Origin of the sequence: Kitasatospora sp. NPDC056327, assembly GCF_042261735.1 — a bacterium.
Classification (GTDB): domain Bacteria; phylum Actinomycetota; class Actinomycetes; order Streptomycetales; family Streptomycetaceae; genus Kitasatospora.
The window spans coordinates 1-12,770 of sequence record NZ_JBHJRC010000242.1 but is presented as its reverse complement, the minus strand read 5'-3'; the positions used below and the strand labels follow the sequence as shown (position 1 = coordinate 12,770).

The window sequence follows — 12,770 nt, the reverse complement described above, 5'->3', positions numbered from 1 at the left end:
AGCTCGCGGTCCTCACCTACCTCGGCTCCTGACGGCCTGGCACCCTGCCAGATGTCACCGATGCGCGGATCTACCGATACTCGGAGCCCTGGTCGTAGAACCATGGCCCTAGCACCCGGGAGCCTCCGCAACGGCTCCCGGGCCCGGTGCCCGCGGACGGTACTGCGCTCCGGCTCAGGAGGCCGGTGCCACCGCCGCGGCCCGCCGCCGGCGGCCCACCACGGCCGACGCCGCGAGCACGATCGCCGCGGCGACCAGCGACAGGTACATCTGCTTCCGACCGTCGGCGTCGGTGAACATGTACGCCACCACGAACCCGATCATGCCGATCGCGGCCCAGGTGAGGTACGGGTACAGCCACATCCGGACGGTCAGCCGCTCCGGGCACTCGCGCTCGATGATCCGGCGCATCCGGAGCTGGGAGAAGCAGATCACGAGCCACACGAAGAGCGCCACCGCGCCCGACGAGTTCAGCAGGAAGGAGAAGACCGTGTCGGGCGAGGTGTAGTTGAAGAACACCGCGACGAAACCGAACACGACCGAGGAGAGGATCGCCACCCGCGGCACGCCGCGCTTGGTCACCGTGGCGAAGGCCCTCGGCGCGTCCCCGCGCTGCCCCAGCGAGAAGGCCATCCGCGAGGCGGTGTACATGCCCGAGTTGAGGCAGGAGAGCACGGCGGTCAGCACGATCACGTCCATCACCCGGCCGGCGCCGGGGATGCCCACGTGCTCCAGCACCGCGACGTACGGGCTGCCCTTGACGGCGTCGGAGTCCCACGGCAGCAGGGTCACCACGAGCAGGATCGAGCCCAGGTAGAAGACGCCGATCCGCCAGATGACGCTGTTGGTCGCCTTGCTGACCGCCTTCTCCGGGTTCTCCGACTCGCCGGCGGCCAGGGTGACGATCTCGCTGCCCATGAAGGCGAAGACGACGGTCAGCATGCCGGTGAACACCGCGCCGACCCCGTGCGGCAGGAAGCCGCCGTGCCCGGTCAGATTGCTCGTGCCGACCGCGTCGGTGCCCGGCAGCAGGCCGAACACCGCCAGCGTGCCGACGACCAGGAAGGCGGCGATCGCCACCACCTTGATGCCGGCGAACCAGAACTCGAACTCGCCGTAGGAGGCGACCGATCCGAGGTTGGTCGCGGTCAGCACGGCCATCACGATCAGGGCGAACGCCCACTGGGGGACGCCCGGCATCCAGCTGTTGAGGATCTTCGCACCGGCGGTGGCCTCGACGGCCAGCACCACGACCCAGAAGAACCAGTAGAGCCAGCCGATGCTGAACCCGGCCCAGCGGCCGAGCGCCCGGTCCGCGTAGGCGGAGAACGAGCCGCTCTGCGGGTCGGCCGCGGCCATCTCGCCGAGCATCCGCATGACCAGGACGACCAGCACACCGGCCAGCGCGTAGGAGAGCAGGATGCCGGGGCCGGTGGTGGCGATGCCCGCGCCGGAACCGACGAACAGGCCGGCGCCGATCACGCCGCCGATGGCGATCATGGAGAGGTGACGGTTCTTCAGTCCGGCCTTGAGGTGGCCGTCGCCGCCGGGGCCGTGGCCGGGGGAGCGGCCGTCGGTGCCCGCGGAGCCGGCCGGAGGGGAGCCGGCCCGGGTGGTGGTGTCCGCACTCATCGTGAGGGTGCCCTGTGCCTTTCCGGCGCGGGCCTGCCCCTCGGCTCGAAGCGCCGGAGGGTGGGGGACGGATCCGCGCATTGCGGTGCAACCTAACTTCTCCCTCCGGGTATCGGAACAAGGCCTTGGCAAATGTTCGCTCAGCGGACGCAAAAGGCCAGGTCAGAGCGGGTGAAAAGGTGTGCCGGAAAGCTCAAATCTGACGCAGCGCCAGCAGGTTGGAGCCCTCCTGAGGGGGTTGTCCGGCGGCCGTCCATACTGTCCGCGTGATGATCGTCCTCGTGGTGCTCGGCGCCCTCCTCGTCCTGGCCGTGCTGGCCCTCGCCCACTGGTACCTGTGGCGGCGGCTGGTGCGCGACGTCTCGGTGCCCGGCGGTCGCTGGCGCAGGACCGGAACGGTGCTCGCGGTCGTCCTGCCGGTGCTCTCGGTCGGCGCGGTGGTCGGCGGGCAGCTGTTCCCGATGGCGCTCGAACGCTGGCTGGCCTGGCCCGGCTACCTGTGGCTGCCGGTGCTGCTCTACCTGCTGCTCGCGCTGGCCGTCGGCGAACTGCTCCGGCCGCTCCTGCTGCGCCTGCCCGCCCGGCGCGCGGCCGTACCCGTGACGGCGCCGTCCGCCGCCGCGTCCGCCGCGTCCGCCGCGTCTGCCGCGTCGTCCGCCGGGCCGTCGGCCGCCGCGACGTCCGCCGTGACCGCCGGGGCCCCGGCCGGTCCGCCCGCCGAGCGGCCCGCGGCGGAGGGGGCCGCGCCCGTGCCGTCCGTGCCCTCCCCGGAGCGGCGGCTGTTCGTCGCCCGGGCGGTCGCGCTCGGCGCCTCCGGGGCCGCCGCCGCGGTGGTCGGCACCGGCACCTACGGGGTGCTGCGTGGACCCCGCCTCAAGCAGGTCACCGTCCCGCTCGCCAAGCTGCCGGCCCGTGCCCACGGCTACCGGATCGCCGTGGTCAGCGACATCCACCTCGGTCCGATCCTCGGCCGCGCCCACACCCAGCGGATCGTGGACACCATCAACGGCGCGCAGCCCGACCTGATCGCCGTCGTGGGCGACCTGGTCGACGGCACGGTGGCCGAACTCGGCCGGGACGCCGAACCGCTGGCGCAGCTGCGGGCCCGTGACGGGGCGTTCTTCGTGACCGGCAACCACGAGTACTTCTCCGGGGCGGCCCCCTGGGTGGACTTCGTCCGGGAGCTGGGCCTCCACCCGCTGGCGAACGCCCGGGTGGAGCTGGGCGGCTTCGACCTGGCCGGGGTCAACGACCTCGCGGGGGAGGAGGAGGGCGACGGCCCGGACTTCGGCAAGGCGCTCGGCGACCGCGACCGGGCCCGCACCGCCGTCCTGCTCTCGCACCAGCCGGTCACCATCCACGACGCCGTCCGGCACGGCGTCGACCTCCAGCTCTCCGGTCACACCCACGGCGGGCAGCTCTGGCCGGGCAACTACCTGGCGGAGCTCGCCAACCCGACCGTCGCGGGGCTGGAGCGGTACGGCGACACCCAGCTGTACGTGACCCGCGGCGCCGGCGCCTGGGGCCCACCGGTCCGGGTCGGCGCGCCGTCCGACATCACCATCGTCACGCTCGCCTCGCTCCAGGTCTGAGCGGCCGGGCCCGGCCGGGCCCGGCTGGGCCGTTCGGGTCCGGCCGCCCGGGTCCGGTCCGTCGGGCCCGCGCGGTCAGGCCTCGGTGATCGCCAGGACGACGATCCGCCGCCCCTCCCCCGGCCGCCCGGTCAGACGGGCGGCCAGGATCGCCGGGATGTCGCTCTCCCGCGAGTACCCCGGCACCACGGTCACCTCCGCGACGGCCGGGCGCCGGGCACCGGCAGCGCGGCCCCCGCCGGCCTCGCTGCACCCGCCGCCCGCGCCGGTGGTGCCGTCCGCGCCCGCCGGCACGTACCGCACCCGGTAGGTCGTCGTGTCCGGCGCCGGGGCTGGCCCGGCCGGTCCGGTGTTCCGTTCCACCTCCCCATCGTCCCCCGGAGGGCATCCTGTGGCCGATCGGGGCGAATCCGGGCAGAGTGGAACTCTCCGGGGCCGGGCTCCCGGCCGGCGCGGACCGCCGGGACGGCTCCGGGAAGGAGCGACCCCATGCAGACCACCTGGAAGGGGACGATCAGCTTCGGCCTGGTCTCCATCCCCGTCCACCTGTACTCCGCCACCAAGGAGCACGACGTCCCCCTGCACCAGGTGCACGCCAAGGACGGCGGCCGGGTGCGGATGAAGCGGTACTGCGAACGGGAGGAGAAGGAGGTCCCGTACGCGGAGATCGCCAAGGGCTACGAGTCGCCGGACGGCCGGACCGTCACCCTCACCGAGGACGACCTCGCGGACCTCCCGCTGCCCAGCAAGAAGATCATCGACGTGCTGGCCTTCGTCGACGAGGGCGAGATCGACCCGCTGATGTTCTCCAAGGCCTACTACGTCGGCGTCGCCGACAAGGCCGCGTCCAAGCCCTACGCACTGCTGCGCGACGCCCTCGTCGAGTCCGGGCAGATCGCCGTCACCAAGATCGCGCTGCGCACCCGGGAGTCCCCGGCGGTGCTCCGGGTGCACGACGGCACGCTGGTGCTCCAGACCTGCATCTGGCCCGACGAGGTCCGCCCGGCGGCCGGGATCGCGCCCGAGGAGGACGTCACCGTCCGGCCGCAGGAGCTGAGGATGGCGCGCTCGCTGATGACGACCCTCTCCGAGGACTTCGACCTCGACCAGCTCCACGACGACTACCAGCAGGCGCTGCAGCAGGTGATCGAGGCGCGGCTGCAGGGCGTCGAGGTGCCGCACGAGGAGGAGACGGGCGAGGCGCCGGACAACGTCATCGACCTCATGGAGGCGCTGCGCAGCAGCCTGCGGCAGGCCCAGGACGCCCATCCGGGCCGCGGCCGCGAGGAGGCTCCGGCCGGAGCGGCGGAGGAGGACGGCGCAGACGGGGCGCCGGCCCCGCGCAAGCGGGCCGCCGCGAAGCGGACCACGGACGCCGGGAGGGCCGCCGGAGAGACCGGGGGAACAGCCACGGGAAAGCCCGCGGGGAAGGCCGCCGGGCGGACCACCGCGCGGAAGGGCGCCCCCGCGAAGAAGACCACGACCGCGAAGAAGACCACGACCCGGAAGTCCGCAACTCCCCGGAAGGCCTCCTGACCTCCCCCTCACCCTCCCCGGAGGCGATCGCCGATGGACCTCATCACCTACAAGGCCCTGGACACCGGCCCCGACGCGCCGGCCAGTCCGAGCCGGGCGCACCGTGTCCTGCACTGGCTCTGCAGTCTCACCCCGACGGCCGTGGTCTTCATGGTCGGCCTCTCGCTCGGCCTCGGCGCCGTCGCCTCCCAGGTGACCTGGCTGCCGATGCTGATCGTCTTCAGCGTCGTCTGGGCCGCGACCCTGGTCGCCCTGGCCGGCGTGTTCGTGCGCTGGCGGACGCCCGGTCCGGGCCGTCACCGCCTGGCCACCTGACCGGCCCCGCCGGACGGTGTCCCCGGCCCCGCCAGACGGTGTCCCCGGCCGGCGCGGCCGGGGACACCGTCCGCGTGCTCCGGGGTTCCGGGCCCGCCGCTCAGCCCTTGAACAGGTTGTGCCCGACGTCCGAGGGCACGATCTCCTTCACCGGCGTGCTGTCGTCCCCGGGCACCCGCTCGCCGGGCACCGGCTCGTCGCTCTCGCGGTGCAGCAGCACCACCCCGTCCTCGGCCCAGACCTGCCGGTAGCCGTGGGCGAGCAGCAGGTCGATCCGCTCGGCCTGCTCGGCCGAGGTCTGGAACGGGAAGGTCCGGGTGTCCGAGCGGATCAGGACGTAGTCGCGTCCGCGCGGGGTGGCGTCCACCAGGACGACGTCGGTGCGGCCGACCAGCCGGGGCACCACCTGGTTGTCCGCCTCCACCCGGGCGCCGTCCGGGATCTGCCCGGCGCCCCGGACCAGGGCCGCGTTGCTGGCCGAGGGCCGCCAGAAGGCCGGGGTCAGCAGGCTCACCCCGCCCAGGGCCAGGCTGCTGACCAGCGAGACGGCCACCACCGTCAGGCCCGCTCCGTACGCGGCGCGCCGCCGGGTCCCGCCGCGGGCGTAGAGGCCGCCGAGCGCCTCCAGGGCGGCGGTGAGCAGCACCGGCCACAGCAGCGCGTCGTAGTGGTGGGCGATCGACCAGTGGTTGGGGTTGTCGGAGAGCACGCGCTCGGCGAGCAGCGGCAGCAGACAGAGGGTGGTCGCGGAGCGCAGCGGAAGGAGCAGCAGGGTCCCGAACAGCCAGAGCACCAGCAGCGGCTTGACGGTGGCGTCGGTGGCGGCCTGTACGAGCAGGAGCGGGTCGCCGAGCAGGTTGCTGAACGCGGTCCTCGCGTCGGGGCCGATCGCGCCGTACACCCAGTAGTAGTCGGGCTTTCCGCCCATCGCCGGGATCAGCCGGACGATGGCGGCGGCGGAGGCCAGCGGGCCGCCGACCAGGAGTCCGGCGCCCCAGGCGAGGCCGCGCCGGTCGCCGGCCCGGTCGCCCTGCCGGTCGCCGCGCGGGCGGTTGCGCCAGAGCAGGACGAGGCCGTAGACGCCGACCAGCAGGCCGAGGTCCTCCTTGGTGGCGCAGAGCAGGGCGGCGGCGAGGGCGGCGGTGCCGTAGCGGCGGGCGAGGCCGCGTTCGAGCATCAGCAGGATGAGCGGGGTGGCGAAGGCGACCTCGTGGAAGCCGCCGCGTCCGGCGGCCAGCAGTGGCCAGCCGATGCCGTAGACCAGGCCGGCCAGGTCGGCGACCCACCGGACGGTCCGGGTGTGCGCGGCGTCGGACCCCGTCGTGCCGGACCCGTCGGCGCCGGGCGCCCCGGTGTCCGCACCGGCGGGGGTGCCGTCCGGGCGGGGGAAGCAGCGGACCGCGATCCGGCGGATCAGCGGCACGCCGGCCGCGAAGAGCACCGCCTGGCCGAGGATCAGGGCGCGGGGGTCCTCCCAGATCCAGTACAGCGGGGCGAGTGCGGCGAGGATCGGCGAGAAGTGGTCGCCCAGCAGGGAGAAGCCGGGCGGGAACTCGTGGTGGTAGCTCTTGACCGGGGAGATCGGCAGGCCGAGGTCCGCGTAGCCGGCCACGCCCTGGTGGAAGATGCCGAGGTCGAAGCCGCCGAGCAGGACCGCCGACCACTGCTGGAGTCCGCAGGCCGCCGTGACGGCCAGGCAGAGCAGGGTCAGGACGGCGGTCCGCCGTCCGGAGAGCGCACCGCCTGCGCCGGGTGCGGACGGGCGGGTGACGCGCGGCAGCAGTGGGCGGCTCGGACGGGTGGACGGGTCGAGCCCGGTTTCGACTGGCACGGGATCCCTGAATCGGTCGGAGGCGGAGGCGGAGGCGGAGGCGAGGGGCGGGTGCGGTGGCGGGCCGCTGCCGCGGACGGGTGGGTGGCCGTGGGTCCGGCCGGGGCGGCTCAGCCTGCTCCCGGTGCGCCGGTTCCCGGTGTGCCGTCCTGCGGGGCGCCGCCGTCCGGGGAGGCGGCTCCTGGCTCGGCCGCCGCCGGGGCCGCGTCGCCCGGGGCACGCCGCAGCAGCGTGATGCCGTGGTCGCTGCGGACCACCCGGTAGCCGCTGCGCTTGGCCTCGGCGACCTGCTGCCGTTCCGTCTCGGGCGGCAGCGGCCAGCCCATCGGCCGGTCCTCGTCGACCACGATCCACTCGGCGCTCGACCAGTTCTGCGGCCAGCCGAACACGATGACCTCGCAGCGGTTGGTCAGCTGCGGCACCAGCCGGTTGGAGGCGGCGATCCGGGCGTCGTCCGGGACACCCGCCAGCACCGAGCGGGCGGCCTCGACCCTGGCCGGGGTGCGCCACAGCTCGGTGCCGAACAGCTGGCTGAAGGCGAACCCGGGCAGCAGTGCCAGGGTGACCACCGCGCTGGCCGGCAGGGCCGCCCGGGCGAGCCGCCGGGGGAGCATCCCGTCGCGCTCGCGGAACCTCACCAGGACGTCCACGAAGGCGAGGAAGACGATCGGCATCAGGACGGCGCTGTAGTGGTAGTTGGTGCCCCAGTAGGCCGGGTTGTTGGAGAGCAGCCGCCAGCCGAGGGTGGGCAGCGCGACGATCATCAGCGGCGAGCGGGCGGCCAGCAGCAGGGTCGGTGCGAGCAGCAGCAGGACGGTGGTGACCTTCTCGCCCGGGGTGACCAGGTCGAGCGGCAGGGTGAGCAGGTTGCGCCCGCCCGAGCCGCCGCTGAGGTTGTCCCAGTAGGCGAAGCTGCCGCCGGGGCTCATCGCCGGGAGCAGCACCAGCAGTTCGAGCAGCGAGGCGCCGATGCCGAACAGGACGGTGGCCGCGCCGATCCGGCGGTCGCCGCGCCACAGGACGTAGGCGCCGACGGCGGCCACGGTGATGCCGAGGTCCTCCTTGACCAGCACCAGCGGCGCGGCCCAGAGGGCGGCGGCGAGCCAGCGCCGCTCGCCGAGCGCGGCGACCGAGAAGGCGATCAGCGGCACCGCGAAGGTGATCTCGTGGAAGTCGAAGCCGAGGGCCGAGGCGAGCCCCCAGGAGAACCCGTAGCCGAGGCCGGTGACGAGCGCGCCGGCCGGGCCGAGGCCGCGCAGCGCCCAGCGGCAGAGCGGGAGGGCGGCGAGGGCGACCAGCGCGGACTGGGCGAGCAGCAGGGTCTTGGCGGAGGGCCAGATCCAGTAGAACGGGGCGAGGGCGGCGAGCACGGGGGAGAAGTGGTCGCCCAGCAGGTTGAAGCCGGGTCCCTTGAGCTCGACGATCGGGCCGCGGCCCTCGGCGTAGCCGCGGACGCCCTGTTCGAAGATTCCGAGATCGTAGCCGCTGGTCAGCAGGAGTTCGTGGCGGCGGACGGTGAAGAACGCATAGATCAGGAACAGGGTGAGGGTGACCGCCCAGGGGATGAATCGCACCCGCCGATCGGCGGGGTTTGACGTGATCGACGGTTCGTCACCCTCCGCCCTGCGGTGAAGTGCTGATGTGAGTGTACTAATTGTCACTGAACATCCCCGTCGTTCCGGGTGCGAGTGGTCTTCCGGCCGATTCTTCTCGGCGGTCCGGGGCGGCGGGCCGGTTCAGCCATGGGCGAACGCCACCGAGCGCGTGGGCCCCGGGGCGGGCACCGTAACACGGAGAAGCCCTCCCCGGCGATCGGTCTGCCGGGAAGGGCATTCTTCTTGTGACCGTTCGTCACATCACCGCTGGTGGTGGTGGATCGGCGAACTGATTCGCGATCACTTCCACTGCTGGTACGAGCCGCCGTTTCCGCCCAGGGTGTAGACGTCGCCGTTGCCGTTGCTGTCGAGGTACAGGCCGGTGGCGACGTTCTGGTAGGTGTAGCCGTACGAGGCGCGGCGCTTGACCCACTTCTGGTACGAGCCGCCGTTTCCGCCCAGCGTGTAGACGTTGCCGTTGCCGTTGGAGTCGAGGTAGAGGCCGGTGGCCTTGTTCCGCAGGGTGTAGGTCGAGTTGCCCAGGTCGTTGGCGTACCAGCGCTGGTAGGAGCCGCCGTTGCCGGGGAGGGTGTACACGTTGCCGTTGCCGTTGCTGTCCAGGTAGCGGCTGGTGGCGACGTTCTGGAGGGTGACCTCGGTGGTGGCGGCGCTCGCCTGGCCGGCGGCCGCGACGGTCGTTCCGCCGGCCAGGACGGCCGCCGAGGCGACGAGGGCAGCGGTGCGCTGGAGGAGCTTCATCGCATTTCCTTCCCGTGGTGACCGACCCTCCGGCCGGTCGGAACAGAACGTAGCGGGAAATGCGCTGCGGCCGCTCTTTGCCGCGGCCGGCCGCGGCTTTGTTCGGCCACCTCCTGTTTGTATCTTCGGAATGTTATTCATATGAGCTGAATAATTTACGTCTGTTTGTTGGCGAAGGGATTTCGTGGAGGGTGTGTTTCCGCAATGTGAAGGGGTGCTTGGATTTCCGCTGCACCGTTTCTGGGGGAACCGGACAAAGCGGATCAATCGACGGTCCGGAAATCTGGCCGGATCCGATCGGGGCGCACGGTGCATGGCGCAGGGCGCGCGAACGGAGTTCGCGCAACCCCTCCCACCCTGCGCCGAAGCGGAACTAGGCGATCCACACCGTGGTGACGTTGCAGAACTCCCGGATCCCGTGGCCGGACAGCTCGCGGCCGAAGCCCGAGCGCTTGACCCCGCCGAACGGCAGTGCGGGGTGCGAGGCGGTCATGCCGTTGAAGAACACCCCGCCCGCCTGGATGTCCCGCACGAACCGCTCCTGCTCGGCCGGGTCCTCCGTCCAGACGTTGGAGCTCAGCCCGAACGGGGTGTCGTTGGCCAGTGCGAGCGCCTCCTCCAGGTCCCCGGCCCGGTAGACCGTGGCGACCGGACCGAAGGTCTCCTCGTGGTGGATCCGCATCCGCGGCGTGATGCCGGTCAGCACGGTCGGCTCGTAGAACCACCCGGCGTCCAGGCCCTCCGGCCGGCGCCCGCCGCACTCCACTCCGGCCCCGTGCGCCCGCGCGTCCTCGACCAGCCCGGCGAGGTCGTCCCGGCCCTGCCGGCTGGCCAGCGGGCCGACCTGGGTGTCCTCCGCCATCGGGTCGCCGACCCGCAGGGCCCGCATCGCGGCGGTGAACGCCGCGGTGAACCGGTCGTAGACGTCGGTGTGCACGATGAACCGCTTGGCGGCGATGCAGGACTGCCCGTTGTTCTGCGCCCGCGCCGTGACGGCGGTCGCCACCGCGGCGTCCAGGTCCGCGCTCGGCAGTACGACGAACGGGTCGCTGCCGCCCAGCTCCAGGACGGCCTTCTTCACCTCGTCGGCCGCCGTGGCCGCCACCGCCCGCCCGGCCGGCTCGCTGCCGGTGAGCGTCACGGCGGCCACCCGGGGGTCGCGGATCACCCCCTCCACCGCGGCCGAGCCGATCAGCAGGGTCTGGAAGCAGCCCTCCGGGAAGCCGGCCCGGCGGAACAGCTCCTCCAGGGCCACCGCCGTGCGCGGCACGTTGGACGCGTGCTTCAGCAGGCCGACGTTGCCCGCCATCAGCGCGGGCGCGGCGAACCGCACCACCTGCCAGAACGGGAAGTTCCACGGCATGACCGCCAGCACCGCGCCGAGCGGCCGGTAGCGCACGTACGCGCGGGCGGCTCCGGCGTCGGCCACGTCGGCCGGGTCCGGATGCTCGTCGGCCAGCAGCGCCTCGGCGTTCTCGGCGTACCAGCGCATGGCCCGGGCGCACTTGGCGGCCTCGGCGCGGGCGGCGGTGAGCGGCTTGCCCATCTCCTCCGTCATGGTCCGGGCGACGCTCTCGCGGTCCTGGTCGAGCAGGTCGGCGGCGCGGCGGAGCAGGCCGGCGCGCTGGGCGTAGGAGGTGGTGCGGTACGTCCGGAAGGCCGCCTCGGCGCGGGCCAGCCGCTGTTCGAGGCCGGCCGCGTCCAGCGGCTCGAAGGTCTCCAGGGTCTCGCCGGTCGCGGGGTTCACGCTTGCGATGGGCATCGGGGCCCTCCCAGGGGGCGCGGAGTGGGTGTCGGTCTCCCACCCTCGCCCACGGCCCGCGCCCGGGCACGCCACCGCCGCCCGGCGTGTCCCGCCGGGCGGCGACCGGGCGGCCCCGGCTACCCGGGCAGCGACTCCGCGCGGGCGGCCGCCTCGCGGGCACGGGCGCCGGCCCTGGTCCGGCCGGCCGCGACCACCCGGCCGGGGAACCGGTGCAGGTACTCCGCCTCCAGTTGCCCGGTGCGCAGGGTGTGCCGCTTCAGGGCCTCCTCCGAGCCGTAGAGGAAGGTCTCGTGCCTGGTCCGGTGCAGCTGTTCCAGCTCGTGCACCAGGGTGTCGTTGTCCAGGGCGTGCGCGGAGATGCCCTCGGGCCTGGTGTGCGGGGCGTCGGGGTGCCGCATGTCCGTTACCTCCTCGGCGGAAGCGTCCCGAGATCCCCCCGACTACCCGGTGCCCCGTGAGCCCCGCCGGTACACCCGCCCACCGCCCGTGGGTCCCGGTGGCCGGGTGGCTCGGCGGCCAGGTGTGCCGGCCCCGCCCGCCGGGGCTGCCGGCCGGACCCGCCGCGGGGGCGGCGGGATCTGCCCGATGAGGGGTCGGAGGGCGCGGAAACGTAGGATGACCACTTCGTACCCGTATCGACTCCCTAGCGAATCCATACCGAAAGTCGCGGACAGACACCGATGCCCATCCCCAAGGCCGAACTGCACCTGCACATCGAAGGCACGCTGGAGCCCGAGCTGGCCTTCGCGCTCGCCGCCCGCAACGGCGTCGCACTGCCGTACGCGGACACCGAGGAGCTGCGGCGCGCGTACGCGTTCAGCGATCTGCAGTCCTTCCTCGACCTGTACTACGCGCTGATGGCCGTGCTGCGGACCGAGGAGGACTTCGCCGGGCTCGCCGAGGCCTACCTCGCCCGGGCGGCGGAGCAGGGCGTCCGGCACGCCGAGATCTTCTTCGACCCGCAGGCGCACACCGCGCGGGGCGTCCCGCTGTCCGTCGTCGTGGACGGCCTCGGCCGGGCACTGGACCGCAGCGAGGAGCGGCACGGCATCAGCACCCGGCTGATCATGTGCTTCCTGCGCGACGAGTCCGCCGAGTCCGCGGTGGAGACCTTCGAGGCGGCCCGCCCGTACTTCGGCACCCGGATCACCGGCGTCGGCCTGGACTCCGCCGAGGTCGGCCACCCGCCGGCCAAGTTCCGCGAGGTCTACCGGCGCGCCGCCGAGGCGGGCCTCCACCGGGTCGCCCACGCGGGGGAGGAGGGCCCGGCCGCGTACATCACCGAGGCGCTGGACGTGCTCGGCGTCGAGCGGATCGACCACGGGCTGCGCTGCCTGGAGGACCCGGCGCTGGTCGAGCGGCTGGCCCGGGAGCGGATCCCGCTCACCCTGTGCCCGCTCTCCAACGTCCGGCTGCGCTGCATCGACACCCTCGCCGACCACCCGCTGCCCGCGATCCTCGCGGCCGGCCTGCTGGCCACCGTCAACTCCGACGACCCGGCCTACTTCGGCGGCTACGCGGGCGACAACTTCGACGCCCTCGCCGCCGCCCTCGGCCTGGACGACGAGACGCTGCGTCTCCTCGCCGCCAACTCCTTCGAGGCGTCCTTCCTGGACGAGGACCGCCGCGCCGCCCTGCTCGCGGAGGTCGCGGCCTACGAGTTCGCCCCCCGGGCGACCGTCCGCCCGTAACCCGGCGCGACCACGCCGCTCCCGCGGGAGCGCCTCGCCGCCGGACCCGTGCGG

11 protein-coding genes are annotated in these 12,770 nt (G+C 73.4%); 4 read left to right on the top strand and 7 right to left on the bottom strand.

What is annotated here, in order from left to right; translation table 11 throughout:
* Positions 1-174: 174 nt before the first annotated feature.
* Positions 175-1,632: an amino acid permease gene (locus ACFCX4_RS27665; RefSeq protein WP_376147853.1), complete on the bottom strand. Its 1,458-nt coding sequence runs from the start codon at positions 1,630-1,632 to the stop codon at positions 175-177.
* 269 nt (positions 1,633-1,901) lie between these two features.
* Between ACFCX4_RS27665 and ACFCX4_RS27660 the strand changes: the two genes are divergently transcribed.
* Positions 1,902-3,224, top strand: coding sequence for a metallophosphoesterase (locus ACFCX4_RS27660; protein WP_376147856.1), 1,323 nt, complete (start codon positions 1,902-1,904; stop codon positions 3,222-3,224).
* Positions 3,225-3,299: 75 nt separating this feature from the next.
* Here the strand turns inward: ACFCX4_RS27660 and ACFCX4_RS27655 are convergent, their stop codons facing one another.
* Positions 3,300-3,587, bottom strand: a complete 288-nt coding sequence (locus tag ACFCX4_RS27655; protein ID WP_376147850.1) for a hypothetical protein — start codon at positions 3,585-3,587, stop codon at positions 3,300-3,302.
* A gap of 126 nt (positions 3,588-3,713) precedes the next feature.
* Between ACFCX4_RS27655 and ACFCX4_RS27650 the strand changes: the two genes are divergently transcribed.
* Positions 3,714-4,760, top strand: a complete 1,047-nt coding sequence (locus ACFCX4_RS27650; protein WP_376147847.1) for a Ku protein — start codon at positions 3,714-3,716, stop codon at positions 4,758-4,760.
* A 33-nt stretch (positions 4,761-4,793) separates the two neighbouring features.
* Positions 4,794-5,075, top strand: a complete 282-nt coding sequence (locus ACFCX4_RS27645) for a hypothetical protein (RefSeq protein ID WP_376147844.1) — start codon at positions 4,794-4,796, stop codon at positions 5,073-5,075.
* 100 nt (positions 5,076-5,175) lie between these two features.
* Here the strand turns inward: ACFCX4_RS27645 and ACFCX4_RS27640 are convergent, their stop codons facing one another.
* The 5 genes from ACFCX4_RS27640 to ACFCX4_RS27620 all read right to left on the bottom strand — a co-directional run bounded on the left by ACFCX4_RS27640 (position 5,176) and on the right by ACFCX4_RS27620 (position 11,423).
* Entirely contained in the window at positions 5,176-6,906 is a 1,731-nt protein-coding gene (locus tag ACFCX4_RS27640; protein WP_376147841.1) for a DUF2079 domain-containing protein, read from the bottom strand.
* Positions 6,907-7,016: 110 nt separating this feature from the next.
* Positions 7,017-8,480, bottom strand: coding sequence for a DUF2079 domain-containing protein (locus ACFCX4_RS27635; protein ID WP_376147838.1), 1,464 nt, complete (start codon positions 8,478-8,480; stop codon positions 7,017-7,019).
* A gap of 321 nt (positions 8,481-8,801) precedes the next feature.
* A complete protein-coding gene (locus ACFCX4_RS27630) occupies positions 8,802-9,260 on the bottom strand; it encodes an RICIN domain-containing protein (RefSeq protein WP_376147835.1) in 459 nt (152 codons plus the stop codon).
* 373 nt (positions 9,261-9,633) lie between these two features.
* Entirely contained in the window at positions 9,634-11,022 is a 1,389-nt protein-coding gene (locus ACFCX4_RS27625; RefSeq protein WP_376147832.1) for an NADP-dependent succinic semialdehyde dehydrogenase, read from the bottom strand.
* 119 nt (positions 11,023-11,141) lie between these two features.
* The gene (locus ACFCX4_RS27620; RefSeq protein WP_376147829.1) at positions 11,142-11,423 is read right to left on the bottom strand and encodes a DUF6158 family protein; all 282 of its coding nucleotides are present in this window, start codon (positions 11,421-11,423) and stop codon (positions 11,142-11,144) included.
* 282 nt (positions 11,424-11,705) lie between these two features.
* On the opposite strand from ACFCX4_RS27620, the gene ACFCX4_RS27615 reads away from it, so the two are divergent.
* Positions 11,706-12,716 carry an adenosine deaminase gene (locus ACFCX4_RS27615; protein WP_376147826.1) on the top strand — a complete coding sequence of 337 codons (1,011 nt, stop codon included), beginning with the start codon at positions 11,706-11,708 and terminating at the stop codon, positions 12,714-12,716.
* Positions 12,717-12,770: the final 54 nt, after the last annotated feature.